24 protein-coding genes, 3 tRNA genes and 1 pseudogene are annotated in these 24374 nt (G+C 53.2%); 14 read left to right on the forward strand and 14 right to left on the reverse strand.

Annotated elements, in window-relative coordinates; genetic code table 11:
- Window positions 1–56 precede the first annotated feature (56 nt).
- A complete protein-coding gene (gene agp, locus FD737_RS00720; protein ID WP_160832457.1) occupies window positions 57–1679 on the forward strand; it encodes a bifunctional glucose-1-phosphatase/inositol phosphatase in 1623 nt (540 codons plus the stop codon).
- A gap of 48 nt (window positions 1680–1727) precedes the next feature.
- On the opposite strand, the gene FD737_RS00725 is transcribed toward agp, so the two are convergent.
- The 3 genes from FD737_RS00725 to wrbA are packed head-to-tail and all read right to left on the reverse strand — an operon-like array spanning window position 1728 to window position 4005.
- Window positions 1728–3101, reverse strand: coding sequence for an NAD-dependent succinate-semialdehyde dehydrogenase (locus FD737_RS00725; protein ID WP_160832458.1), 1374 nt, complete (start codon window positions 3099–3101; stop codon window positions 1728–1730).
- 53 nt (window positions 3102–3154) lie between these two features.
- A complete protein-coding gene (locus tag FD737_RS00730) occupies window positions 3155–3385 on the reverse strand; it encodes a YccJ family protein (RefSeq protein ID WP_038647733.1) in 231 nt (76 codons plus the stop codon).
- A 20-nt stretch (window positions 3386–3405) separates the two neighbouring features.
- Window positions 3406–4005 carry an NAD(P)H:quinone oxidoreductase gene (gene wrbA / locus FD737_RS00735; RefSeq protein ID WP_034820354.1) on the reverse strand — a complete coding sequence of 200 codons (600 nt, stop codon included), beginning with the start codon at window positions 4003–4005 and terminating at the stop codon, window positions 3406–3408.
- A 311-nt stretch (window positions 4006–4316) separates the two neighbouring features.
- On the opposite strand from wrbA, the gene FD737_RS00740 reads away from it, so the two are divergent.
- Window positions 4317–4481, forward strand: coding sequence for a general stress protein (locus tag FD737_RS00740; RefSeq protein ID WP_071845623.1), 165 nt, complete (start codon window positions 4317–4319; stop codon window positions 4479–4481).
- A 110-nt stretch (window positions 4482–4591) separates the two neighbouring features.
- Window positions 4592–5506, forward strand: a complete 915-nt coding sequence (locus tag FD737_RS00745) for a DMT family transporter (protein WP_160832459.1) — start codon at window positions 4592–4594, stop codon at window positions 5504–5506.
- Here the strand turns inward: FD737_RS00745 and rutG are convergent.
- Genes rutG through rutA form a run of 6 tightly spaced genes read right to left on the reverse strand, consistent with a single transcriptional unit; the run spans window position 5503 to window position 10456 of the window.
- Complete coding sequence (rutG, locus tag FD737_RS00750) at window positions 5503–6828, reverse strand: pyrimidine utilization transport protein G (protein WP_160832460.1); 1326 nt, start codon at window positions 6826–6828, stop codon at window positions 5503–5505. The two genes, FD737_RS00745 and rutG, sit on opposite strands and share 4 nt — an antisense overlap.
- A gap of 45 nt (window positions 6829–6873) precedes the next feature.
- A complete protein-coding gene (gene rutF / locus FD737_RS00755; protein WP_160832461.1) occupies window positions 6874–7395 on the reverse strand; it encodes an NADH-dependent FMN reductase RutF in 522 nt (173 codons plus the stop codon).
- 16 nt (window positions 7396–7411) lie between these two features.
- The gene (gene rutD, locus FD737_RS00760; protein WP_097119572.1) at window positions 7412–8215 is read right to left on the reverse strand and encodes a pyrimidine utilization protein D; all 804 of its coding nucleotides are present in this window, start codon (window positions 8213–8215) and stop codon (window positions 7412–7414) included.
- On the reverse strand, window positions 8215–8610 hold the full coding sequence (gene rutC / locus FD737_RS00765) for a pyrimidine utilization protein C (RefSeq protein ID WP_058959636.1): 396 nt from the start codon (window positions 8608–8610) through the stop codon (window positions 8215–8217). Before rutC ends, rutD begins: the two co-directional genes overlap by 1 nt.
- 44 nt (window positions 8611–8654) lie before the next feature.
- Window positions 8655–9365, reverse strand: a complete 711-nt coding sequence (gene rutB / locus FD737_RS00770) for a pyrimidine utilization protein B (protein WP_160832462.1) — start codon at window positions 9363–9365, stop codon at window positions 8655–8657.
- Window positions 9365–10456: a pyrimidine utilization protein A gene (gene rutA / locus FD737_RS00775; protein WP_160832463.1), complete on the reverse strand. Its 1092-nt coding sequence runs from the start codon at window positions 10454–10456 to the stop codon at window positions 9365–9367. The genes rutB and rutA overlap by 1 nt, the downstream gene beginning before the upstream one ends.
- Before the next feature lie 308 nt (window positions 10457–10764).
- Here rutA and rutR point away from each other — a divergent pair, with 308 nt between their 5' ends.
- Together rutR and FD737_RS00785 are read left to right on the forward strand one after the other, a co-directional pair.
- On the forward strand, window positions 10765–11400 hold the full coding sequence (rutR, locus tag FD737_RS00780) for an HTH-type transcriptional regulator RutR (RefSeq protein ID WP_034820328.1): 636 nt from the start codon (window positions 10765–10767) through the stop codon (window positions 11398–11400).
- A 23-nt stretch (window positions 11401–11423) separates the two neighbouring features.
- The gene (locus tag FD737_RS00785) at window positions 11424–12398 is read left to right on the forward strand and encodes a metal-dependent hydrolase (protein ID WP_160832464.1); all 975 of its coding nucleotides are present in this window, start codon (window positions 11424–11426) and stop codon (window positions 12396–12398) included.
- Between the two features lie 42 nt (window positions 12399–12440).
- Here FD737_RS00785 and cycA read toward each other — a convergent pair whose 3' ends face one another.
- Complete coding sequence (gene cycA, locus FD737_RS00790) at window positions 12441–13832, reverse strand: D-serine/D-alanine/glycine transporter (RefSeq protein ID WP_058959632.1); 1392 nt, start codon at window positions 13830–13832, stop codon at window positions 12441–12443.
- Window positions 13833–14116: 284 nt separating this feature from the next.
- Between cycA and FD737_RS00795 the strand changes: the two genes are divergently transcribed.
- Window positions 14117–14815, forward strand: coding sequence for an extensin family protein (locus tag FD737_RS00795; protein WP_160832465.1), 699 nt, complete (start codon window positions 14117–14119; stop codon window positions 14813–14815).
- On the opposite strand, the gene FD737_RS00800 is transcribed toward FD737_RS00795, so the two are convergent.
- Complete coding sequence (locus FD737_RS00800) at window positions 14816–15490, reverse strand: DUF4396 domain-containing protein (protein WP_160832466.1); 675 nt, start codon at window positions 15488–15490, stop codon at window positions 14816–14818. It lies immediately after the preceding gene.
- A gap of 551 nt (window positions 15491–16041) precedes the next feature.
- Here FD737_RS00800 and sdiA point away from each other — a divergent pair.
- Together sdiA and FD737_RS00810 are read left to right on the forward strand one after the other, a co-directional pair.
- Entirely contained in the window at window positions 16042–16764 is a 723-nt protein-coding gene (gene sdiA / locus FD737_RS00805) for a transcriptional regulator SdiA (RefSeq protein WP_034820310.1), read from the forward strand.
- Between the two features lie 122 nt (window positions 16765–16886).
- Window positions 16887–17498 carry an acyl-homoserine-lactone synthase gene (locus FD737_RS00810; RefSeq protein WP_034820307.1) on the forward strand — a complete coding sequence of 204 codons (612 nt, stop codon included), beginning with the start codon at window positions 16887–16889 and terminating at the stop codon, window positions 17496–17498.
- Window positions 17499–17529: 31 nt separating this feature from the next.
- On the opposite strand, the gene FD737_RS00815 is transcribed toward FD737_RS00810, so the two are convergent.
- Window positions 17530–17757 (reverse strand): DUF2594 family protein, encoded by a 228-nt coding sequence (locus FD737_RS00815; RefSeq protein WP_034820303.1) that lies wholly within the window; start codon window positions 17755–17757, stop codon window positions 17530–17532.
- Between the two features lie 429 nt (window positions 17758–18186).
- On the opposite strand from FD737_RS00815, the gene uvrY reads away from it, so the two are divergent.
- The 6 genes from uvrY (at window position 18187) to FD737_RS00845 (ending at window position 21718) form a co-directional block, all read left to right on the forward strand.
- Window positions 18187–18846, forward strand: coding sequence for a UvrY/SirA/GacA family response regulator transcription factor (uvrY, locus tag FD737_RS00820; protein ID WP_034820300.1), 660 nt, complete (start codon window positions 18187–18189; stop codon window positions 18844–18846).
- A complete protein-coding gene (gene uvrC, locus FD737_RS00825) occupies window positions 18839–20671 on the forward strand; it encodes an excinuclease ABC subunit UvrC (RefSeq protein ID WP_034820298.1) in 1833 nt (610 codons plus the stop codon). Before uvrY ends, uvrC begins: the two co-directional genes overlap by 8 nt.
- Before the next feature lie 68 nt (window positions 20672–20739).
- Window positions 20740–21288 (forward strand): CDP-diacylglycerol--glycerol-3-phosphate 3-phosphatidyltransferase, encoded by a 549-nt coding sequence (gene pgsA / locus FD737_RS00830; protein ID WP_034820295.1) that lies wholly within the window; start codon window positions 20740–20742, stop codon window positions 21286–21288.
- A 141-nt stretch (window positions 21289–21429) separates the two neighbouring features.
- Window positions 21430–21505: transfer RNA gene (locus FD737_RS00835), tRNA-Gly, on the forward strand.
- 42 nt (window positions 21506–21547) lie between these two features.
- A tRNA-Cys gene (locus FD737_RS00840) sits at window positions 21548–21621 on the forward strand.
- An 11-nt stretch (window positions 21622–21632) separates the two neighbouring features.
- Window positions 21633–21718, forward strand: a tRNA-Leu gene (locus tag FD737_RS00845).
- 522 nt (window positions 21719–22240) lie between these two features.
- Here the strand turns inward: FD737_RS00845 and FD737_RS00850 are convergent.
- Window positions 22241–23737: pseudogene (locus tag FD737_RS00850) on the reverse strand (SulP family inorganic anion transporter).
- A gap of 151 nt (window positions 23738–23888) precedes the next feature.
- Complete coding sequence (locus FD737_RS00855) at window positions 23889–24146, reverse strand: biofilm/acid-resistance regulator YmgB/AriR (RefSeq protein WP_097119577.1); 258 nt, start codon at window positions 24144–24146, stop codon at window positions 23889–23891.
- Window positions 24147–24374 lie beyond the last annotated feature (228 nt).

The raw sequence follows: 24374 nt of genomic DNA on the forward strand, positions 1-24374 counted from the left end.
CGAGCTAATCGTTTGAATGCCAGAGTGTTTCACTGATGAATTATGGAATAGGCACAATGATCAAGAAACTGAGTCTTTGCGCGTTGTCAGTTATCGCTGCGCTCCCGATCGGTATGTCTGCTTACGCGGCAGATGGAGATATGCAGTTACAGCAAGTGCTGATGCTGAGCCGTCACAATCTGCGCGCACCGTTAGCCAACAACGGCAGCGTGCTGGAACAATCCACCAAGAAGAATTGGCCGCAGTGGGATGTGCCCGGCGGCGAGTTAACCACCAAAGGCGGCGTGCTGGAAGTCTACATGGGTAACTATACCCGTCAGTGGCTGGCACAGCAGGGCCTGGTGGAAAGCGGCACCTGCCCGGATAGCAGCAACATCTTTGTCTATGCCAACAGCCTGCAACGTACGGTCGCCACCGCGCAATACTTCATTACTGGCGCTTTCCCGGGTTGTGATATTTCCGTGACGCATCAGGATGCGATGGGCACCATGGATCCTATCTTTAATCCGGTGATCACTGACGGCAGCGACGAATTCAATAAGAAAGCGCTGGCGGCGATGACGGCTGCGAATGAGAAGCTGGCGCTGAAACCGGCTTTCCAGCAGTTAGAAAAAATTGTTGATTACAAATCGGCACCGGCCTGTAACGGTAAAAAACAGTGTGATCTGAGCGGCGGTGACAACACCTTCAGCGCAGAAAATGGCAAAGAGCCTAACGTGAATGGACCGTTGAAAATCGGCAATTCGCTGGTTGATGCCTTCACGCTGCAATATTACGAAGGTTTCCCGGCCGATCAGGTGGCCTGGGGCCAGATTAAAACTCCTGAGCAGTGGAAATCCCTCGCGGCAATCAAAAATGGTTATCAGGATGCGCTGTTCACTTCTCCCGATGTCGCGCGTGAAGTGGCCGCACCGCTGGTGGATTACATCCGCAGCCAGTTAGTGGACCAGGACAAAGCGAACGCACCGAAAGTCACGGTGATGGTGGGGCACGATTCGAATATTGCCTCACTGCTGAGCGCATTGCAGGTTAAGCCATACGAGCTGCCGGGTAACGATGAGAAGACGCCAATCGGTGGTCAGGTGGTGTTTGAGCGCTGGCACGATGCTAAAAACAACAAAGATCTGCTGAAAGTGGAATACGTTTATCAGACAGCGGAACAGCTGCGCAATGCTGATGTGCTGAGCCTGAAAAACCCGCCGAAGCGTGTCACGCTGCAACTGGCAGGCTGTGATGCCGATGCTAACGGCTACTGCAGCTGGGATCAGTTTGCTACCGCGTTGAATACTGCACTGCAGGGTACCCCGCTGCAGCCGGCTGCTCCGGCTCCAGCAGCACAGCCAGCGGCACAACCAGCGCCTGCTGCCGCCAATGACGACGCTAAAGCGAAAGCGGATCAAGCCGCTGCAGATAAAGCGGCCGCCGACAAAGCCGCAGCGGACAAAGCAGCTGCGCAGAAAGCGGCTGATGCTAAAGCCGCTGAAGAGAAAGTGAAGGCTGACAAAGCGGCTGCCCAAAAAGCAGCTGAGGATAAAGCGAAAGCTGAGAAAACCACTGCACAGAAAGCGGCGGAGGACAAAGCGAAAGCTGATGCCGCTGCAGCGCAGAAAGCGCAGTCAGATGCGACGCCAGCCAAGCCGGAAGGTGAGGCGGCAAAAGCCGCTCCCGCCAGCAACTAACGTCGCTGTAATGAAAAAACCCCGCCTCGACGGGGTTTTTTATTTCCGTTAACCGGCGACGACCACCAGTTTTTGATTCGCAAACTCCTTCAGGCCAAGATCGGACAACTCCCGTCCATAGCCTGAGCGTTTCACGCCACCAAACGGCAACTCCGCGGCGGTATCGCTTTGAGAGTTGATAAACACCATACCGGTCTCGATCTGCGATGCCATGTTGCGCCCACGCAAAATATCGCGCGTCCACACTGAACCGCCCAGACCGTAGTGCGAATCATTGGCCAGTGCGATGGCGGTGCGATCGTCAGCCACCACATAAACCTGTGCCACCGGTCCAAAGAACTCCTGGTAATAGGCGGGATTTTGCGGTGTGAGGCCAGTCAGTATCGTTGGCTGATAATAACAACCCACGCCTTCTATCACTTTTCCGCCCAGTTCAACATGCGCACCCTGCTTAACCGCATCCTCAACCTGTTTCACTAAACGGTCGCGAGCCTCTTTCGATGAAAGCGGACCCAGCGTGGTGCTTTCATCCAGTGGATCCCCCGGTTTGGCCGATTGCAGGGCCGCACTAAACTTCACCATAAACTCCGTCGCGATTTTTTCGTGCAGGATAAAGCGCTTCGCTGCGGTACATACCTGACCACAGTTACTTAATCGCGCCTGCGCGCCCTGGCGCACGGCTTCGTCAATATCGGCATCGTCCAGCACCACGAATACGTCATTGCCGCCTAACTCCAGCGTGGACTTTTTCAGATGCTTTACGGCCTGCTCCGCCACAGCGCTACCGGCACGTTCAGAGCCCGTTAGCGCGACACCTTGCACGCGCGGATCGGCAATCAGATCGGCGACTTGTTGATTAGAGATAAACAGATTGCTCCACGCACCCTTTGGCGCACCCGCTTCTTCAACCAGTTTTTCGAAGACATCCGCACAGTGCGGCACAATATTGGCATGTTTCGCCAGCACCGGATTTCCCAATGCCAGATTTGGCGCCAGCACGCGCATCAACTGGTAATAAGGGAAGTTCCAGGGCTCGACGGCGACCACCACGCCAATCGGGTGATACTCAAGCCAGGCATCGCCCACCGTGCTGGGATAAGGTTTTGCCTGTAATAAGTGAGCCGCATGTTCGGCATAGTACCGAGCGATCTGCGCGCAGATTTTTACTTCCCCCCGGCTTTGACCAATTAACTTGCCCATCTCACGACTGGCAATCTCAGCTAATTCGTCAACGCGCTGATCAATCAAATCGGCCAGTCGGTGCAGCACCTGCAGACGTGGCTGCATATCGCCTTTACACCACGTAGAGTGGTAGAGTTCGTCAGCCGCGCTGAGTGCCTGCTGCATATAGGTGTCATCGTGATAAGGCCAGGATTTCAGCAACTGATTATTGGCCGGGTTGATGCTTTGGTAGGCTGACATAAAGGGCTCCTTGGCAGAAAAAATGACAAAGGCGGGACATGCCCGCCTGCGTGTTAAACGTTTTTACGCTCGACTGTTTTGTCGTCCCACGTCAGAACGTCCTGATCGGTCTTATCAAAAGCGCGGAGCAGCACATCGTCGCTACCTTGCTGACGCCAGATTTCTTCCGCGAGTCGTTCGTCATAATTCGCCACCTCAAAAATGGCTTCAGCAATTTCAGGTGAGGTGTGGCGCAGCGTGGCCCATTCGCCCACGTGGTGAGCTTTCGACTGTTCTGTGGCCATAAAGGTCTCCTGTTGTGGATTTATCCTTGCAGTTTTACCGCCAGTCCGGCGACGTATTGGCCCTGATAGCGGGCAATTCCCAGTTCTTCTGCTGACGGTTGGCGTGAGCCGTCACCGCCCGCAATGGTGGTGGCGCCATAAGGCGTGCCGCCGCGTACCTGAGAAATATCGAAAAGTTCTTTGGTGCCATAACCGATGGGGACGATAACCATGCCGTGATGGGCGAGGGTGGTCCAAACGGAGGTGATGGTTTGTTCCTGGCCGCCACCGGTGCCGGTAGAGGCGAACACACTGGCGAGTTTGCCGTACAGCGCGCCTGAGGCCCATAATCCGCCTGTGCGATCCCAGAAATTACGCATCTGACCGGCCATATTGCCAAAGCGGGTTGGCGTACCCACGATGATGGCGTCGTACTGGGTTAAATCTTCAGGTTTTGCTTCAGCCGCCGCCTGATTCACCTTGCCGCCCACCTGCGCAAATCTCTCCGCATCCATGCTTTCCGGTACACGAAGAATGGTGACTTCCGCACCGCTCACACTCTTTGCGCCTTCAGCCACGGCTTGCGCCATGGTTTCGATATGACCATACATTGAGTAATAAAGCACCAAAACTTTTGCCATGGTTTTCTATCCTGCTGAGGGTGATGAGTATTCAGAAGTATAGAAGAGACTGCGTAAGGTGCCGGAAGGGAGGATAGATGGATACGTCTAGCGCTGCGCTTTTAACCCGGCTAACCGCTTGTAAGCTGGATGTTAATCTGGTTTATGATAGAAAAATAAGTGAATTATATGTTTCAAAGTATGAATATTAGCCGAATATCAGACTGGCCTGGCTATCCTTTTATCAGGTGGCGCGAATACTCCGCCGCCTTGCTTTTCACCACATTGGATGAAAAGGCCTAACCACAGATGCTCAATCCCTGGAGGAAATGATGGCACAACATCGTGGAGGATCAGGCAATTTCGCGGAAGATCGCGAGAGAGCCGCGGAAGCCGGTCGTAAAGGCGGAAAAAATAGCGGCGGTAATTTCAGGAACGACCCGCAACGCGCTTCCGAAGCAGGTGAAAAAGGGGGACGCAGTCGCAGCAAGAAGTAATGTGATTGTGTTTGATTCCCCCTCCGCCGGGTTCTCCCGGCGGTAACAAAGATTGCTTTTCCCCTCTTGACCAGGCAAAAATGATCGCCAATCGATTATTTTGGTGCGTTATGTCTGCTTCAAACTCCCGTCTCAGCCTGCGTATTACGCGTCAGGAACTCGTTCTCATCCTCATTACCATGGTTTGGGGTGGCACCTTTTTGGTGGTGCACCGGGCGATGGCACATTCCGGTCCCTTTTTCTTTGTGGGGCTGCGCTTTGCCACGGCAACGTTATTGCTGGCCTTCTTCTTTCGTCGCTACCTGAAACACATGACTTGGCTCGAAGTGAAAGCCGGTGCGCTGATTGGCCTGTCGATTGCGGGTGGCTACGGCTTACAAACCTGGGGGATGCAAACCATCTCCAGCAGCCAGTCGGCGTTTCTGACCGCGCTATATGTGCCGGTGGTACCGTTACTGCAATGGGTATTTCTGCGCCGTCCGCCAGGGTTAATGGCATGGATTGGCATTATGCTGGCGTTTACCGGTTTAGTGCTGGTGGCCGGGCCACAAGACGGTAGCCTGACGTTGAACGCGGGCGAGATAGCGACGTTACTCAGTACACTGGCGATTGCGGCTGAAATTATTCTGATCAGTCGCTTTGCAGGCCAGGTTGATGTGCGTCGCGTGACGCTGATCCAACTGATGGTCGCATCGGCTTGCGCTTTTGTCTTTATGATCCCTAATGGCGAATCGGTCCCAACGATCTCAACGCCATTGCTATTGAGTGCGCTGGGTCTGGGTGCGGCCAGTGCACTGATTCAGGTGACAATGAACTGGGCGCAGCGCAGCGTGTCACCGACGCGGGCTACGGTGATTTACGCCGGTGAACCGGTCTGGGCAGGGGTGGTTGGACGGATTGCGGGTGAACGTTTACCGGCCGCTGCCTTGTTGGGCGGTGTGCTGATCGTTTGTGGGGTGATCGTCAGTGAGCTACGACTTCGCCGCAAGAAAGCGGTGCCTGAGCAGGCACCGCTGGAGCCTTAAGGATGTTGTCGTGCCGCCTGGCTTGCCAGCGCGGCGCCCCGACGTTTAAGAATGGCGTTAAGAATGATGGCACCGAAAGTCGCGGTGCCAATCCCACCAATGGTAAAACTGCCGATCTTTAAAGCAAAATCACCAGCGCCCAACACTAACGTGGTGGCCACCATGATCAAATTGCCGTTCTGACTGAAATCAACGTTGTTTTGCACCCAGATCCGCGCACCTGCCACGGCAATTAAACCGAATACCACAATTGACGCGCCGCCAATCACCGGGCCGGGAATAGTATGAATCAAGGCACCAAACTTCGGTGAGAAACCGAGTATCAGCGCAATCACTGCGGCCGCGACAAACGCCAGTGTCGAATAGACTTTGGTCACCGCCATCACGCCAATATTCTCGGCGTACGTCGTTACACCGCTGCCACCCATCGATCCTGACAACATGGTGGCAAGGCCATCACCGACAAACGCGCGCCCCATCCAGGGATCAAGATTGCGTCCCGTCATACCGGCGACAGCTTTAATATGCCCAAGATTTTCAGCCACCAGAATGATGGCGACAGGGGCAATCATCACTATCGCCTGCATATCAAATACCGGCGCGGTGGTGTGTGGTAAACCAAACCAAGGCGCACTGGCGACACCGCTAAAATCGACTGGCTTACCGAGGCCAAACACATTGGTGAGCAAGGCGTAGATCGCCCAGGCGACAATCAGGCCAACCAGAATCAGCAAGCGCTGAACCAAACCGCGTGTGAAGACCGCGACCACGCCAATGCACAGCACGGTCATGACGGCCATCCAGCTATCGAACATTGATGCTGATACGCCATGGACAGCAATTGGTGCCAGGTTCAGGCCAATTGCCATCACCACTGCACCCGTGACGACAGGGGGCATGAGCCGCTCAATCCAATCCGTACCCACCTTCATAACGATCAGGCCAATGAAGGTATAAAGCGCGCCACAGGCAATGACGCCGCCTAGCGCCAGCGACAGATTAGGGTTCAATCCCTGGCCGTTGAATCCGGTCACCGCGATAATCACCCCGACAAAGGCGGCGCTGGATCCAAGATAACTCGGCACGCGTCCGCCAGTGACCACAAAGAACAGCAGTGTGCCGATACCGGAAACCAGAATCGCCAGGTTGGGGTCGAGTCCCATCAACAACGGCATTAGCACCGTCGCGCCAAACATTGCTACAGCATGCTGCAGGCCCATGACAAACGTCTGCCCGAACGGCAGGGTTTCATCCGGTGCAATCAGCCCATCTTCGGTCATGGCTGACTTTTTCTGCCAGCGGGGGAACCAGGAATTCGCCATCGTTTTCTCCAGGATATCGGTGGAACCGGACCGCGCAGAGCGGCGTTAGCGGGCGTCCTGCCGTAAAAGGTGATGATATCCACGGTCAAACCACGCCAGGCCATGGGAATCATCGTTACGTACCAGCGCAAGTGCTTCACACATCAAAACGTCGTGTGTGCCAACACTGACCACCTGGGTGATTTTGCAATCGAACGACACGGTGGCACCCTCCAGCAGCGGTGAACCGCTGGCCAGCGTGTGCCAGTTAGCCGCAGCAAAACGCTGATCCATCGGCGTTTTACCACCAAACAGTGTCGAAAGATCTTCATGACCGGCCGCCAGGGTGTTGACGCACAGATAGCCATTGTCCCGAAAGGTCGGCCAGACTGAGGCCGAACGATTCAGACACACCAGCAAAGTGGGCGGCGTATCCGTCACGCTGCAGACAGCAGATGCGGTGAATCCGGCGCGACCAGCCGGACCGTCGGTGGTGATAATATTGACCGCCGCCCCCAGTCGTGCCATGGCATGGCGGAAAGCATCGCGATCTACATTCGGTACCAGCGGCAGTTCATGCACACTCATGGTTTCACTCCTCTGTTCAACTGGCGGCGCGCTGTGCAGGTGCAGCCGTTTCGGCCAGCCACCCCAGCAGCAGAGCGTTAAACTTATCGGCATCGGTCACGCTCATCGCATGCCCGCCCCACGGCATCTCAATCAGACTGCCATTCGGCAGCGCCTGGGCCAGTTGTGGAGAGCAGCTCCACGGCACCAGCAGATCGTCCTGGCTACAAATGGCTAACACAGGCTGATGAATCCGCGCCGCATGCGTACGGAAATCACTGTTCATTAATGCATGCAAGCGGCGCAGCAGATTTTCCATGCCCTGAAAATGGGTCACGTGATGGGCATCTTCAGCGGTGATGCGCGCCTGATGGCGCGCCAGCCATTCAGCCGGATAGAGGAACAGTGGCTGCGCTCGCACGAAGGCTTCAACGCCTACGTTGAGCAGGAGATCCTGCCGCACCTGGAAGCAGCGTTGCGTATGAGGATCCAACGAGAGCCAGCCATTAATCACCACGACGCGGCCGACACGATCGGGACAATCCAGCGCCAGCTGCAGGCCAATCAGGCCACCCAGTGCGTGGCCAATAATGTCGTAATGGTGAATGTCATGCTGCGCCAGTAGCTCAGCCAGTTCGGCGGCCATCATCGCCATGCTGTAGCCTTCAGGCAGCGTATCGGCACTGCGACCGGTACCGCGCTGATCGTAAGTTACCACGCGATAATGGGGAGCGAGCGCCGCCAGCTGGGGTTGCCAAAAGCCCGCCACGCCACCCAGGCCGGACGACAGCACCAGTGTTGGCGCGTCGGCAGCGGTTAAACCATGAATCTCAAGGTGCATTACGCCTCCTGCGGCCCGATGTGCGCGACGCTGGCAATTTCAATCAGCGCATCTGGTTTAACCAATCCACACTGAATGCAAAAGCGCGCGGGTTTGTCGCCGGGGAAATACTCGGCGTAGACCTGGTTAATCGCGGCGTAATGGCTCCAGTCGGTGAGGAAAATAGAGTTGAAAGTGACGTCACTCATGCTGCCACCGGCGGTCTCGATCACCTTTTTGATGGTTTCCAGTACGTGTCGGGTTTGTGCCGCGGCATCGCCGACGTGGACGACATTGTTACTGGCATCGAACGGTAGCGTGCCTGACACGTACACCACGCCATCGGCCAGGGTTCCTGGCACAAAGGGCGCAATCGGGGTGCCGCTTCCGGCAGGAATAATCACACTTTTAGGCATCGTCGCAGTTCCTTATCGTTATGGTTTTGCAGGTGAGATGGACCCTAAGCTTTCAGAGCTTCACAAAAAGTGTCCGTGTCGCTAACCCAGCCAAAGAAGGTTTCGATGTTGAAAATCGCCGCTTGTTGGGCAAATGCCGGTCCGGCCTGATAAGTGGCGTCTTCCAGCACCACGCCAAAATATTCGAGGAAGAAGCCATCGCGCAGTGTCGACTCAACGCACACGTTGGTGGCAATGCCGGTGAACACCAGGTGGCGGATACCGCGGCTGCGCAGCATGCTATCGAGTGGCGTATTGAAGAAGCCACTGTAGCGCGGTTTGGGCAGCACGATGTCTCCTGCCTGCGGCACCAGTTCATCCACCAGCGCATAATCCCAGCCGCCTTTCGACAGGAGCGTGCCCTGTAACTCCGGGCGCTTACGCATGGTTTTCAGTGCATTCGATTTATGGAAGTTAGGCGAGCCGGCATCACCCGCTTCAACGTACTGGTCATCCCAGCCGTTCTGGAACCAGATAATCTGCATGCCAGCGGCGCGCGCCGCGGTTACCGCCTGATGAATTTTGGCGATCACTGGCTTTGTGGCGGAGACATCAAAACCAGCAAGATCCAGATAACCCCCTTCGGTGGCATAGGCATTCTGCATATCGACGACGATCAAGGCGCTTTGCGTCGGCGGCAGTGCAATCGCTTCTGGTCGGGCGGGCAGGGTGATATTGGGCAAACTCGACGTATGGGCGCAAGTCACGGTACTCATCAGGCAACCTCCTTCTGCGAAGTGATAACGTCTTGACGACACTGCATTAATGGCTGGATACGCTCACCGAAATCTTCAATGCCTTGCAGGAAGTCATCGAAGGTCAGAAGCACGCCCTGTGTGCCGTCAACCTCGGCAACTTCATCCAACATTCGTGCCACATTGGCGTATGAACCCACCAGGGTGCCCATATTGATGTTCACGGCTGATGTGGGATCGGCCATCTGACGCACGTTGGTGTCGCTGCCGGACTTGGTATCCTGCTGACTTTGTGTGGTGAGCCAGGCGAGCGCTTCTTCATCAGCACCCGCTTTGTAATGCTCCCATTTGGCGCGTGCGGCTTCGTCGCTTTCGGCAGCAATGATCATAAACAGCACATAGGAACCGACATCCCGTCCGGCTTTATCTGCTGCGACTTTCATGCGGCTGGCGGTCGGGGCGAAGGCGGTAGGCGTGTTGACCCCTTTACCGAAACAGAAGTTGTAATCGGCATGCTGCGCGGAGAATGCCATGCCGGCATCGCTCTGACCGGCGCAGATCACCTTCATCGGTTTCTGCGGTTGCGGGCTCACGCGGCAGTCGTTCATGGTGAAAAATTCACCCTTGAAGTCACTCTGACCGGTGCCCCATAAATCGCGCAGCACGGTGACGTACTCGGTGAGGTATTGGTAACGGCTGGAGAAGTATTCATCACCCGGCCACAATCCCATCTGTTCGTATTCGGGTTTCTGCCAGCCGGTGACCAGATTGACACCGAAACGACCATTGGAAATCGAATCGATGGTGGCGGCCATGCGCGCCACAATTGCTGGGGGCAGCGTCAGAGTGGCTGCCGTGGCATAGATTTCAATTCTTGAGGTCACCGCCGCGAGCCCCGCCATCAATGTGAAGGATTCGAGATTGTGATCCCAGAATTCGGTTTTACCCCCGAAGCCGCGCAGTTTGATCATCGAGAGCGCAAAGTCGAAGTGATAATGCTCGGCCTTCAGCACAATCTCTTTATTCAGTTCAAAAGTCGGTTTGTACTGCGGCGCATGGGTGGAGATGAGCCAGCCATTATTGCCAATCGGGATAAATACGCCAATTTTCATGTGAAACCTCTCTGAATTGAACGGGCATTGCTCTACGCGCTGCACTGCTTCCTGCACGCATCCTGCGAGCGGCGCTCAGTCACAAAACTGCAAAGCCTGTGCCACATTTTTAAATACCTTGTACAACAATGTGTTAAAACCCATGGAAGGATGAAAGTGGAGTGGTTGGTCTAAATCAGACCGTTTGGTCAAAACTTTTTGCACGTTTTTCATGCGCACGGTGGTCAAAAAGGGTGCAGGGAGAGCGATTAGGCAGGAAAGAGGGGCTTTGTTATGATGCGGACAGGCAGGATTGAAGAGGTAACAGTGTGAAAAGCGATGAAAAACAACCGGGCCGACGTTCACGTGCCGTTGCCGCAAAACGGGCTGCGATACTGGAAGCGGCGTTAAGCTTCTTCTCGCAGTTCGGTATTCACGGTACCAGCCTCGATAAAGTGGCAGAGCGTGCCGACGTCTCCAAGACCAATTTGCTTTACTACTATCCCTCAAAAGAGGTGCTGTATATCGCGGTTCTGAAGGAGATCCTTGATGTCTGGCTGGCTCCACTGCGCGCACTGCGCCACGATCAGGACCCACTGACCGCCATTCGGAAATATATCCGTCTTAAGCTGGAGGTGTCGCGCGATCACCCGCAGGCCTCGCGCTTGTTCTGTCTGGAAATGCTCCAGGGTGCGCCGTTACTCAAAGGTGAACTGGCCGGGGATTTAAAAGCGCTGGTGGATGAGAAGGCGGCGATCATCGAGCAGTGGATTGCGGAAGGGCGGTTAGCCGGGGTGCAGCCGCAGCATCTGTTTTTCCTGCTGTGGGCCACCACGCAACATTACGCGGATTTTGCGTCACAGGTTGAGGCGATCACCGGCCAGACCCTGAGTGACCCGGAATTTTTCGAGCAAACGCTGGAGAATGTACAGCGCATGATTATTGAAGGGATCCGCGTGCGTTGATCCCGCTTTAACCAGGAGAGTGCATGGATTCGCTATCACAACTGACGTTGGGCGCGGCGGTCACCGTCGCGGTGATGGGCAAGCGCGTGCCGCTATGGCAATCGGCGCTGGTGGGTGCGATTGCCGGCACCTTGCCCGATCTGGATGTGTTTATCGATCATGGCGATGCGATTCGCAATATGACGCTGCATCGAACTGAGAGTCATGCGCTGATATGGCTCACGCTAGCTGCGCCTCTGCTGGCCTGGCTGATCGCAGGTGCAACACGCAGTCGCTCCCACTGGCGCGGCTGGTGCCTGGCAATTTGGCTGGCCCTGATCACGCATCCGTTGCTTGATCTGACCACGGTGTACGGCACGCAGCTGGGGTTGCCGTTTACCGATTTCCCCTACGCGATTGGCAGCATGTACATCATCGATCCGTTGTATACCTTGCCGTTGCTGATCACGCTGGGGGTGGCGCTATGGCGGCGTGATGGAGTCGGACTGCGCTGGAATCAGGCGGGTTTGCTGATCAGTACGCTGTATCTTGGCTGGAGCATGGTGGTGCAGGGCGTGGCGACGCAGCATATCGATCGTGATTTAACTGATCAATCCATCAAGCCGCAGCAGGTGCTGGTGACGCCAACGGCATTTAATACCCTGGTGTGGCGAACCGTGATTATGACCCCCGATCGTTACGGTGAGGCCTATTGGTCACTGTTGTCACCCGATCGAGCACTGGAAATTCATTGGCACCCGCGCAACCCGCAACTGTTCGATGCGTTTAAAGGTGACTGGTATGCCGAGCGGGTGGCGTGGTTCAGCCATGGTTTTTACGCCATGCGCCAGCAGGGTGAAGAGACCTTGATTTCGGATTTAAGGATGGGGGAAGCACCCAATTACACCTTCACCTTCAATCTGGGATCGGCACATGTTCCCGAACCGGCACCAGAAAGGGAGCCTTCTGTGCGACCTTCACTGGCGCAGGCATGGCATAAATTACGCGAAAGGTTATAAAAAAAAGCCCCGAGCATTCGGGGCTTTTTGTCGGCAGTGCTATCAGGCTTTACGACGACGTAACAACCAGCCCATGGTGAGAATGACGAACCACAGCGGCGTGACCATCAACGCCTGACGAGTATCATCCTGCAAGGTCAGCAAGACAATTACAAAGGCGAAGAACGCCATGCACACCCAGCACATCAGCTTGCCCAGCGGCATCTTGAACTTCGACTCAGCGTGACGTTGCGGATGCTGTTTGCGGTAAGCCAGGTAGCTGCACAGGATGATGGTCCAGACGAACATAAACAGAATCGCCGATACCGTGGTGACCATGGTGAATACCGTCATCACATCGGGGATCAGGTAAATCAGCGCAACGCCGCACAGTAGGCAGAAGCAGGAGAAAAACAGCCCGGTGGTGGGAACCGCGCGTGCCGACAGGCGGCCAAATGCTTTGTGTGCCACGCCTTGTTCTGCCAAACCGTACAACATACGGCTGGTGGAGAAAATGCCACTGTTAGCGGATGATGCAGCAGAAGTCAGCACCACGAAGTTAACGATGCTGGCGGCGGCGGGTAATCCGATCAGCACAAACATCTCAACGAAGGGGCTGCGGTCCGGCATGACCTGATTCCACGGCGTCACCGCCATGATCACCAGCAGTGCCAGAACGTAAAACATAATGATACGCACCGGAATAGCGTTAATCGCACGTGGCAGCACCTTGTGCGGATCTTTGGTTTCCGCTGCGGCCGTGCCGACTAACTCAATGCCGACGAAGGCAAACACCGCAATCTGGAAGCCAGCAAAGAAGCCGCTCAATCCTTTCGGGAACATACCACCGTGATCCCAGATATTGCTCAGGGCTGCCGCGCTGCCGCTGGGCGAAGGATAATGCATGCTCACCAGCACGATGCCAGTCACGATCAGGGCAACAATCGCCACGATTTTAATAATCGCGAACCAGAACTCCATCTCACCAAACAATTTCACCGTCGCAATATTGAGTGCCAGGAACACAAATATACACAGCAGTGCACTCATCCAGATGGAGAAGTCGGGGAACCAGAGTTGGAAATAGGCACTAATGGCCACCACATCGGCAATGCCCGTCACCACCCAACAGAACCAGTAAGTCCAGCCGGTAAAATAGCCCGCCCACGGGCCGAGTAAATCGGCGGCAAAATCGCTGAAGGATTTATATTCGAGATTAGAGAGCAGCAATTCGCCCATTGCGCGCATCACGAAGAACAGCATAAAGCCGATGATCATATAAACGAAAATGATCGAGGGGCCGGCCAGGCTGATAGTTTTACCTGAGCCCATAAACAACCCGGTGCCGATCGCGCCACCGATGGCAATCAGTTGGATATGGCGGTTATGTAGATTACGCTGGAGCTTATCGGGCTGCTCGGCCTCGATAAGCGCCTCTTTGGATTGATCAACCATAAATATATCTTTCCTGTTTTGATGTTGTGTCAGCTCTACTGGCTGTTAGATAACGTGCCGTTTGATAGGGCAAGTGGCATAAGATAGTGGAAAGGTTGCAACTCTCGGTAATTGTTTTTTTACAATTGTGACCTTTTGCGGGGTTTACTCTGTCAGTAAATATTTACATGGCATAATCCACGGTGAATTTGCGTAAATCTTCAGCAATTAAGCCTTTTCTGCGTTATCTCTCCATTTTGCCACCTACACTTACGTCTTCTTTTTATGAGTAAACGTGAGGTGTGATGCGCGCATTATTAGCGATTGCTCTGTTGGCATTATGTGGCTGGTGGAGTTTGCCGTGGCTGAAAACGCATCTGCCGCCACAGTGGAATCCATTTACACCGCTGTCGGTGACTGACCCTCCGGGATGGATGATGCGCTACAAATTGCAGCGCCTGGGTCACGATCCTGCGGCATGTATGGCGGTGATGCATCGAGCCAGTCAGCAGGGATGGGTAGAATTTCGCGCCGTGCCAGCACTGCAAGGTGATTGCCCTATTGAACAACCTTTGCGCGTGAGTGGTTTTGGTGAAGTGAAATTGAGCAGCAGCTTTCTTGCCAGTTGCCCGATGGCGGTGAGTAGCACAATGTTTGTCGTCAACAGCACTCACGCCCTTCAGCAGGCAGGTATCAACAGCCCGATTCGGCGAATCACCCACGTCGGCAGTTACGCCTGTCGAAATATCTATCATCGCCAGCAGGGGCGTTTAAGCGAGCATGCAACAGCAGATGCATGGGATGTGACTGGGTTTCAGCTTGCAGATGGACGCTGGCTGCAGGTGGCAAAAAACTGGCATCAACCTGAGGATGCGGCTGCAGGGCTTCGCGCTTTATGGCACAACGGCTGTGCGACCTTTGGTAATGCGTTAGGACCGGATTACAACGCCGCGCATGCCGGACATTTTCACCTGGGGATGCGCGGCGCCGGATACTGTCGTTAGTCAGACGGCGGGATTAAGCCCTCGTTTTATCAGGAAATGATTAGCGGGCCAGGAGAATAGAAAACCGATGATCATGGCCAGTTGTAACATAAACCAGAAAGCCACCAGCAATGGATTGATTTGTTGGTTGAGAACAAATTTTAGTGCCAGTGCCATAAAGATAAAAATAGCTAATTGATAAATCAGCAGGGGAAACGTTTCGGTTTTAAACGCTAATAATAACGCCCGGCCAAATGAACGTTTTTCACGTTGACGGATAGCCAGGAACTGGAAAAATAAACCCACCACCAGAGAAACTATCAAGCAAATAATTGCCTGCATCCAGAGCGTTGGCATAATGGCGAACTGATTTAGCAAGGTGATTATTGGTAGGGTCATTATGTCGCCAAATATACAGGCCGCGGCAGATAATGAGGTGGAAATAAATATTGTTTGCCAGCTGGCATTACTCTGAATTTTTTGTGGAACCAGCAGCGCAAGTTTTACCTGACGTGAAGGTTTACGACCCAGATACCACCAGGCTAACCATCCGATGAACGGCATATAGAGGCCGGTCAGCGGCCAGATGATATTCATGATTGCCACCGGATGCGGGTGACGGAAAAGATCTTTTAAGATCATCAGCGCTGTACAACCGCCCAGTACAAGGAAAGGTAATGCCAGTTGGTTCATCATAGTCAGCCCCGTTATGATGCTCGAATACGCATGACAATGCGCCAGTATGGGTGAGGGCGCAACGTCTTCCCCTGAAAAGTCCACAGCGTCATCCCCCGCAAATCCTTTAAGCGTAGCTGGAAAAGAGGGTGATGGAAATCACGTTATACCGCTCACTACAGAAATCACTGGGATTAAGAATGAACCGAATAGCCGTCGTCCCACAAATACCGCTATTACTCTCAGTAACCGCTTTCAAAGTGAGTGATTTTAGTTAATGACGATGCTAAAAATTTATCAATCTAATGATGATTTTCGATGAATAGGGTGATTGAAACTCCTTCGGAAAAATCCTATTCTAATAAGGGAGGAGGATTAAAGTTGTGAAGCTGTTGGCAAAATGTATCTGTTTTCAGTTCCCCATAATGGTAACGCATTGACAACAGGATGGTTATGATTGTTACCCCGCGGGCTGCTCTCATTTCAATCAATATTTTTTCTCAAGTTAATTTATTTTTTGTGTTAATCAGAACGAATAACAAGTTAAAGCGTGAAACAACGCTGAGGCAATAATGACGACCGATAATTATTTCGTCTGGCGTGGCGAAACTGAAAATGAATTTCAGGCGCTGACGGAAGTGATTCAAGTAAAAACGCTATTACAAAAACACATTGAAGCGATGGGTTTCGATTCATTCGCTTTCCTGGTTCAACATCCCGTGCCTTTTACCCGGCCGCGCGTGTTTTTGTTCAGTACTTACCCGGAAAGCTGGGTTAAGCGCTATGAAAGCGAAAATTATTATGCTGTCGATCCGGTGCTGTTGCTTTGTCAGCGGCCGGGACGAGGCGTGGAATGGACGCGGGATTTATTTACCGGTGCCGGTAATTTATGGGCTGAAGCGAATGCGGCAGGGCTCAACAGCGGCTTTTCTTGTTCGGCAATGGCGCCAAATCGTGCCATTGGTATATTATCTATAGCATCATCGCTTCACAGTCAGACTCAACACTTACGCGTTCAGCTAGAGGTGAAACTGCACCTTCTGGCGGAACTGAGTTTGCGCGTGCTGGAGCGGCTAAATGATAGTTCAATGGCGGTTTTATCTAACGATTTTAGTCAACGCGAACTGGAAATTTTGAAATGGACAGCGGAAGGAAAAACTTCTGCGGAAATTTCACTGATTTTAGCGATTTCAGAACATACGGTGAATTTTCACCAAAAGAATATGCAAAAGCGTTTTAATGTTTCCAATAAAACGCAGATTGCGTGTTATGCGGCGGCAATTGGCCTGATATAGCAAAAAGGCAACTACTAATTTTAGTAGTTCCCACTCTTTAGTCAGTTGTCTACCCTGCGCCGGAACTTTGCCAGGCTGGCGCAAAGAAATCATTGCAAACATGGGGATGTCAGGGGCGCATGATGAAAGTAATTCAAACACAGCTTAAGGATATGCCGTCCTCTCTGTTGGCAGAATTAGGAACGTATCGCTATAGCGTTTTTGCGCGGGGTGAAGGTTGGTCTATCCCGCCGCGCTTAAGTACGCCCGGACAGGAGTATGATCGCTTTGATCGCTCCGATGTCACCTGGATGATCGCCTGGAATGCGCGCCAGGGGATTTGCGGCTGTGCACGTTTGTTGCCCTGGCATGAACCAGAAGTGCCTGAAGGCATGGTGCTGCCGTTCGATCAGGAAAAAGTCTGGGAAATGTCACGCTTTTCAGCACGCCTTGAGGTGGATGCAGAACTGCCACTGACGATTTTGTGGCATGCGGTGCAGTTGGCGGAACTCAGCGGTATGGAGTACCTGATCAGCTCAGCAACGCCGATGCTGGAAAAAATGTTTGAGCAGCACCACGTCGTGTACGAACCTTTATCACCCGGGTTGATTCAATCTGAGGATAATCTGTTTGCCATTCGTATTCCGGTTCATCAACCGGCACTGGCGGACAAGTATCGTGGCACACGCCGGTTTAGTCCGGAAGAGGTGCTGCCGTCACTGGGTGTTTCAGTGAACTGGCAGTCGCACAGTTGACCACCCCGCGCATTGCGCGGGGCTTCACCGCTTACTGACGGTAGGCGGTTTTAATCTGACGAATGGTGTTGCTGAACACTTCCGCCTGCGGCTTATCCGCTAACGCGCTTTGCACATAGCGCTCCATGTTAATGATCACCTTACCGGCATCCGCCTGACCCATCCCTTTCAGAATCAGCGTCACCATCATTTTCAGGCAAGCGACTTCATCGGCCAATGCCTGGGTATCCCGCGATGTTGAAAAGTCTTCATCACTCATCTTTGACTCCTTGGTGGTGTTACTGAATGTAGACACAATATCTGTGTGTAAAAAACAGAGTATATCATATGGTTGAATGAGGAATTTATCCCAGGCGAAGCGGTGGAGATTAAACCCACATTAAATGGATGTTTGTGTTATTAACAGGCAGGAAGAATCAGGCGTTGAAGTTATTTTTATTAAGCAAAGCTCAGCGGTCAATGAAAAGAGCATAAATTATAACATAATGATATTAGTCACAATTTCACATTTTAATTCTTGCATGCTAAACGTTTCACTCAAAAGATATCTGGGATTGAGCTCAACTTGATGTGTATCATTTCATTTGAGATTTATCTGCGTAGCCAGATGTTTTTTCCCCGGCAAACCCGGTAAGATGGCCCTCCTGAAATATATTTTTCCCCTCACTAACCTGCGGAGTAAGTCCCGTTGATCAGTCTGCTTCTTGTTGATGACCATGAACTGGTACGCGCCGGTATTCGCCGCATACTGGAAGATATGAAGGGATTGGTAATTGCCGGGGAAGTGGCTTGTGGTGAAGACGCGGTGAAATGGTGCCGCAGCAATCCGGTCGACGTGGTGCTGATGGACATGAATATGCCGGGCATCGGCGGTCTGGAGGCCACGCGAAAAATTGTGCGCTTCAATCCTGACATCCGCATTATTATGCTGACCATCCATACCGAAAATCCGCTGCCGGCAAAAGTAATGCAAGCCGGTGCGGCGGGTTATCTGAGCAAAGGTGCGGCCCCGCAGGAAGTGGTGAGTGCGATTCGTTCGGTGCACTCAGGCCAGCGCTATATCGCATCAGATATTGCGCAGCAAATGGCGCTTAGCCAAATCGAGCCGCAAAAAGCCGAATCGCCCTTTAGCTGTTTGTCGGAAAGGGAATTGCAGATTATGCTGATGATCACCCGAGGGCAAAAGGTGACGGAAATTTCCGAGCAGCTTAATCTCAGCCCGAAAACCGTTAACAGTTACCGTTATCGCATGTTCAGTAAGTTGAACATCAGTGGCGACGTAGAGTTAACGCATCTGGCCATTCGACATGGTCTCTATAATGCGGAGCCGTTAATCAGTAGTGAGTGACGTTTTCAATTCCAAAGCCTTTCTAAGCACCGTGACCAGTCAGCCCGGCGTCTACCGCATGTATGACGCGACAGGCACGGTGATCTATGTCGGTAAAGCGAAAGACCTCAAAAAGCGCCTGACCAGTTATTTCCGCACTCAGGTGGGCAGCCGAAAAACCGAAGTCCTGGTCAGTAACATCCAAAACATCGACGTGACGGTGACGCATACCGAAACCGAAGCGTTGCTGCTTGAACACAATTACATCAAGCTCTATCAGCCTCGCTATAACGTGCTGCTGCGTGATGATAAATCCTATCCCTATATATTTCTGAGTGCAGACGCGCATCCGCGACTGGCGATGCATCGTGGTGCCAAACACGCGAAAGGGGAATACTTTGGGCCTTTCCCTAATGGCTATGCGGTGCGTGAAACCCTGGCGCTGTTGCAGAAAGTGTTCCCGATTCGACAGTGTGAAAACAGTGTTTATCGCAACCGCTCTCGCCCCTGTTTGCAATATCAGATTGGCCGTTGCCTTGGGCCGTGTGTAGCGGGTTTGGTCAGCGAAGATGAGTATGCGCAGCAAACCGATTACGTGCGGCTGTTTCTCGCCGGTAAAGATGATCAAGTAATCAACCAGCTGGTCAAACGCATGGAAGAGGCCAGCTATGGATTGCGCTTCGAAGAAGCGGCGCGTCTGCGCGATCAGATTCAGGCGGTACGACGCGTCACAGAGAAGCAGTTTGTCTCCAATCAGGGGGATGACCTTGATGTGATGGGGGTGGCATTCGACGCCGGTATGGCTTGTCTGCACGTGCTGTTTATTCGGCAGGGCAAAGTGCTGGGTAGCCGCAGTTATTTCCCGAAAGTACCTGCTGATACCGATCTCACCGAAGTGGTGCAAACCTTTGTCGGCCAGTTTTATCTGCAGGGGAGCGAAGCACGCACTTTGCCAGCTGATATTCTGCTGGACTTCAGTCTGCCCGAACGTGAGTTGCTGGCCGATTCCTTAAGTGAATTGGCCGGCCGCAAGGTCAATATTCAAAGCAAACCGCGCGGCGATCGGGCACGCTACCTTAAACTGGCGCGCACCAATGCTGCCACCGCTTTGACAACTAAACTGTCTCAGCACTCCACTATTCAGCAGCGACTAGCGGCGCTGGCCGTCTTTCTCGAACTCGACAGCATCAAGCGCATGGAGTGTTTCGACATCAGTCACACCATGGGTGAGCAGACGATAGCTTCGTGTGTGGTCTTTAACCGCGATGGACCGCTGCGTTCGGATTACCGCCGCTATAACATTGAAGGCATCACGCCCGGCGACGATTACGCCGCGATGAACCAGGTATTACGTCGTCGTTATGGTAAAGCGCTGGAGGAGGACAAAATCCCTGATGTGATTATCATCGATGGCGGTAAAGGCCAGCTGGCACAGGCGAAACAGGTGTTCGCAGAGCTGGATGTGCCCTGGGATAAAGATCATCCCATTCTGCTGGGCGTGGCAAAAGGCACTGACCGTAAAGCGGGCCTGGAAACGCTGTTCTTTGAAGCGGAAGGCGAGGGCGTTTCGTTGCCGCCGGACTCGCCTGCACTGCATGTGATTCAACATATTCGTGATGACTCTCACAATCATGCAATTTCGGGGCACCGGAAAAAACGCGCCAAAGTGAAGAACACCAGTGCGCTGGAAAGCATTGAAGGGGTAGGGCCAAAACGGCGTCAACAGCTACTTAAGTACATGGGGGGCCTGCAACCCCTGATGAATGCCAGCGTGGATGAGATTGCTAAAGTGCCGGGGATTTCCTTCGCGCTGGCGGAAAAAATCTACTACTCGCTGAAACACTAGCATTGAAACAGGGGGGGCAATGTAGGAACATACGTTAAATTCTACTCACACCAGACAGTTACTGGCATATGCAATTTAACATTCCGACGTGTCTTACCCTGTTTCGAGTTGTACTGATTCCATTCTTTGTGCTGGCATTTTATCTGCCTTTTCAATGGGCACCATTTGCCACTGCATTGATCTTTGTCGTTGCCGCCGTGACTGACTGGTTTGATGGTTTTCTTGCCCGCCGCTGGAAGCAAACTACGCGTTTTGGCGCTTTCCTCGATCCCGTGGCTGACAAAGTGATGGTGGCCATTGCGTTGGTACTGGTCGCCGAGTATTTCCACGCCTGGTGGATTACCTTACCGGCAGCGACCATGATTGCGCGCGAAATTATTATCTCAGCCTTACGTGAGTGGATGGCGGAGATTGGTAAGCGCAGCAGCGTGGCGGTTTCCTGGATTGGCAAAGTGAAAACCACGGCGCAGATGTTCTCCCTGTTCGCCTTGCTGTGGCGTCCAGACGCAACCGTAGTGGGCGTGGGCGTGGTGGCACTTTATATCGCCGCGGTGCTGACCTTCTGGTCAATGTTCCAATATTTAAGCGCCGCACGCGGTGATCTGCTCGATAGCTGATCGATGCGATTTAAAAAGCAGCAAACGGACGCGCTGTGTGGATAATTCTATTGACTCATTGCGTCAGATAAGTAGAATGCATCGCATCGAACGGCAGCGAGTCTGCAAGAAGCTGAATAAAATCAGCGAGTTCGGTGAATTGCGGGAATAGCTCAGTTGGTAGAGCACGACCTTGCCAAGGTCGGGGTCGCGAGTTCGAGTCTCGTTTCCCGCTCCAAATTTAGTCCTCCGTTGTTAACGGATGACACATCAGAATAAAGGCGCGTTGGCAGAGTGGCCATGCAACGGATTGCAAATCCGTCTACCTCGGTTCGACTCCGGGACGCGCCTCCAATTTACACCCTGCCCGGGTGGTGAAATCGGTAGACACAAGGGATTTAAAATCCCTCGGCTTATGGCTGTGCGGGTTCAAGTCCCGCCCCGGGTACCATATTTAGTAGTCGCTAAAACCAAATAAAATCAAAGCAATATGCAGTAATGTCGTGACCGCCCAAGGGCGGTTTTTTTGTGCCTGTAATTCACTTCCGAATACCCATTTCAGTATCAATCCACGATATTAACGGCTCAACGGCTCAACGGCTCAACGGCTCAACGGCTCAACGGCTCTCGGGCACGATTAACCTTAAGCTTGCGGTTGCCCCACAGGCCCTTTGCTCATCGGCCCGCCCGGAATAGGCTGCTCGGTGGGCACGTTGGGGCGTCCATCTGGCCCAATTGGCCTGTCGGATTGCTGGCAGCCTATTAACGTTGCCAGACAAGTGATAATCATCATCCCAGCGAAAAAATGCTTCATCAATAACGTCCTTTCTTCGGGCAACCCAGCGTTGCCTCCTAAGCGTAGTTGATCTCTCGCTGACTCAAGCACATAAAAAAGCTGTCAGCTCGTTGGAGATGACAGCTCAGAGAATCATCATTCTGGATGAAGTGACTCAGACTCACCTCATTAAAATCATCACCCCAGATTACCGCTCAGGCGATCGCGGAAATCGCTACTGCGGTTATCCAGTCCGATGACGGTGACTGTTGCACCGTGACGTTGATAGCGGTATTCAATGGCATCCAGTGCCGCGACGCTGGATGCATCCCAGATTTGTGCATGCGTCAGGTCAATGGTGACGACTTTCGGATCGTGGCCGTAAACGAAATGTTCGAATAAATCATTGCTGCTGCCAAAGAACAGCGGGCCGCGCACCGTGTAATAGACCTGTTCACCGTCATCGCTTAACTTGCGTTAAGCATGGATAACATGGGCAATACGACGTGCAAACAGCATCATGGCGAGGATGACGCCAATCAATACGCCCAGCGCCAGGTTGCCAATCCAAACGGTGACCACAACCGTCAGGGCCATCACCGAGGTTTCTGACCACGGCATACGTTTTAGCGTGGCGGGTTGCAGGCTGTGCCAGTTAACAGTTTTCACTGCGACCACCATCATGATGGCCGCGAGGACCACCATAGGAATCTGCGCCATGATCTGACTCAGTCCGGTGACCAGCAGCAACAGCACAATACCTGCCGCAATGGTTGAGATGCGCGTGCGTGCTTTGCCCAGCTCAACGTTAACAATGGTCTGACCGATCATGGCACAGCCAGCGATACCGCCATAAAAACCGGCCAAAATATTACCGACACCCAGTGCCCAGGACTCGCGGCGCTTACCTGAAGGCGTATCGGTAATATCGTCCACCAGTTTGGCGGTGAGCAGAGATTCCATCAAACCCACGAAGGCGATACTCAGCGCGGTAGGCCAGACAATCTGTAACGTCTGTAAATTAAACGGCACCAGCAGCGTGGTAAATCCGGGCAAGCCTGAACTCATTGGCCCTTCATCGCCAACGTTAGGCACGCGATAACCCAGCAACAACGCCACCCCGGTGACGACGACAATGGCGACCAGCGGTGACGGGACGCTTTTCAGGATTTTGGGTAACAGCAGCACAATCGCCAGGGTCACGGCAAACAGCACCCATACCAATCCCGATTGCCCCCAGACGTGGGGAACCTGCGCGAAGAAAATCAGAATGCCCAACGCATTCACAAAGCCCAGCATCACTGAACGCGGAATATAGCGCATCATGCGGGACAGCCCGGCAAGACCAAAAATAATCTGAATGATACCGCCGAGGATTACCGCAGGAAGAATGTATTCAACCCCATGCGCGTGCACCATCGGTCCAATCACCAGTGCCACCGATCCCGCTGCTGCCGTGACCATGGCTGGGCGGCCACCTAAAATCGACAAGGTCAGACACAGCACCACCGAGGCGACAAGGCTCACTTTGGGATCGACACCCGCAATAACAGAAAAGGAGATCACTTCCGGGATCAGTGCCAGTGCGGTAATCACTCCCGCCAGACACTCACGGGTAAGCAGCGCAGGCGAGCGTAAAACGCTGCCCACGGTAATATCGTTCGCCGCAGGGGCGTGTTCTGTAGATCGGCTCATAAATGTGCAGGCTCTTTTATTATTTTGCGCATACCGTCACGGCATGGCAGCAACCAGTTGGACACTAAACGCGGATGATGTTAGCGGGCATTGAGGGATGAAGCTAGCGGGAGAGCGAAGAAGAGAGTGAGTCCGTCCCTGGAATCCGGTATTACACCGAGAGATCGTCAGGCGTTTTGTTAACCACCAGTTCGAGAAGATGACGATAAATATCCAGTTGGATCACATCATTTTCCATCTCAAGGCGATTAATCAGCGAAGCGATGATGGCTTTATTGGTGACCGGCATGCCGGCTTGCAGGATTTCAGCGATGATCTGCCCGAAAACTTCCATCTCGGTGCTGTCGCTGTTACCGGCGAGTTTAAAGTAGTCAGCGATAGCGTCACTGCTGGTGGCGGCGTTTTGCATGTATGAAGCCCTTCAGATCGGTCTGATGGCAACCTGGCCTTCAGTTCCATGATGAAAAAACTTACGCGCGGACAGGCGCGTAAGACCCAAACTCATCAACCAACGCAAAAAAGACACCTCTGAAGGTGGAAATCCAAAAACACCTTCAGAGGCGACGCAAAGTGCATCATTCGTTACGGAGCCAGTCGCTGGCTCACGGGAAATAAACTTATACAATGAACCCTAACT

It is taken from the genome of Pantoea sp. Seng (assembly GCF_009829935.1).
GTDB lineage: Bacteria > Pseudomonadota > Gammaproteobacteria > Enterobacterales > Enterobacteriaceae > Pantoea > Pantoea communis.

Excerpts from the sequence above, each read along its gene's own strand:
- agp (WP_160832457.1), top strand. The coding sequence starts at position 57 with ATGATCAAGAAACTGAGTCTTTGCGCGTTGTCAGTTATCGCTGCGCTC.
- FD737_RS00725 (WP_160832458.1), bottom strand. The coding sequence starts at position 3,101 with ATGTCAGCCTACCAAAGCATCAACCCGGCCAATAATCAGTTGCTGAAA.
- FD737_RS00730 (WP_038647733.1), bottom strand. The coding sequence starts at position 3,385 with ATGGCCACAGAACAGTCGAAAGCTCACCACGTGGGCGAATGGGCCACG.
- wrbA (WP_034820354.1), bottom strand. The coding sequence starts at position 4,005 with ATGGCAAAAGTTTTGGTGCTTTATTACTCAATGTATGGTCATATCGAA.
- FD737_RS00740 (WP_071845623.1), top strand. The coding sequence starts at position 4,317 with ATGGCACAACATCGTGGAGGATCAGGCAATTTCGCGGAAGATCGCGAG.
- FD737_RS00745 (WP_160832459.1), top strand. The coding sequence starts at position 4,592 with ATGTCTGCTTCAAACTCCCGTCTCAGCCTGCGTATTACGCGTCAGGAA.
- rutG (WP_160832460.1), bottom strand. The coding sequence starts at position 6,828 with ATGGCGAATTCCTGGTTCCCCCGCTGGCAGAAAAAGTCAGCCATGACC.
- rutF (WP_160832461.1), bottom strand. The coding sequence starts at position 7,395 with ATGAGTGTGCATGAACTGCCGCTGGTACCGAATGTAGATCGCGATGCT.
- rutD (WP_097119572.1), bottom strand. The coding sequence starts at position 8,215 with ATGCACCTTGAGATTCATGGTTTAACCGCTGCCGACGCGCCAACACTG.
- rutC (WP_058959636.1), bottom strand. The coding sequence starts at position 8,610 with ATGCCTAAAAGTGTGATTATTCCTGCCGGAAGCGGCACCCCGATTGCG.
- rutB (WP_160832462.1), bottom strand. The coding sequence starts at position 9,365 with ATGAGTACCGTGACTTGCGCCCATACGTCGAGTTTGCCCAATATCACC.
- rutA (WP_160832463.1), bottom strand. The coding sequence starts at position 10,456 with ATGAAAATTGGCGTATTTATCCCGATTGGCAATAATGGCTGGCTCATC.
- FD737_RS00785 (WP_160832464.1), top strand. The coding sequence starts at position 11,424 with ATGGATTCGCTATCACAACTGACGTTGGGCGCGGCGGTCACCGTCGCG.
- cycA (WP_058959632.1), bottom strand. The coding sequence starts at position 13,832 with ATGGTTGATCAATCCAAAGAGGCGCTTATCGAGGCCGAGCAGCCCGAT.
- FD737_RS00795 (WP_160832465.1), top strand. The coding sequence starts at position 14,117 with ATGCGCGCATTATTAGCGATTGCTCTGTTGGCATTATGTGGCTGGTGG.
- FD737_RS00800 (WP_160832466.1), bottom strand. The coding sequence starts at position 15,490 with ATGATGAACCAACTGGCATTACCTTTCCTTGTACTGGGCGGTTGTACA.
- sdiA (WP_034820310.1), top strand. The coding sequence starts at position 16,042 with ATGACGACCGATAATTATTTCGTCTGGCGTGGCGAAACTGAAAATGAA.
- FD737_RS00810 (WP_034820307.1), top strand. The coding sequence starts at position 16,887 with ATGAAAGTAATTCAAACACAGCTTAAGGATATGCCGTCCTCTCTGTTG.
- FD737_RS00815 (WP_034820303.1), bottom strand. The coding sequence starts at position 17,757 with ATGAGTGATGAAGACTTTTCAACATCGCGGGATACCCAGGCATTGGCC.
- pgsA (WP_034820295.1), top strand. The coding sequence starts at position 20,740 with ATGCAATTTAACATTCCGACGTGTCTTACCCTGTTTCGAGTTGTACTG.
- FD737_RS00855 (WP_097119577.1), bottom strand. The coding sequence starts at position 24,146 with ATGCAAAACGCCGCCACCAGCAGTGACGCTATCGCTGACTACTTTAAA.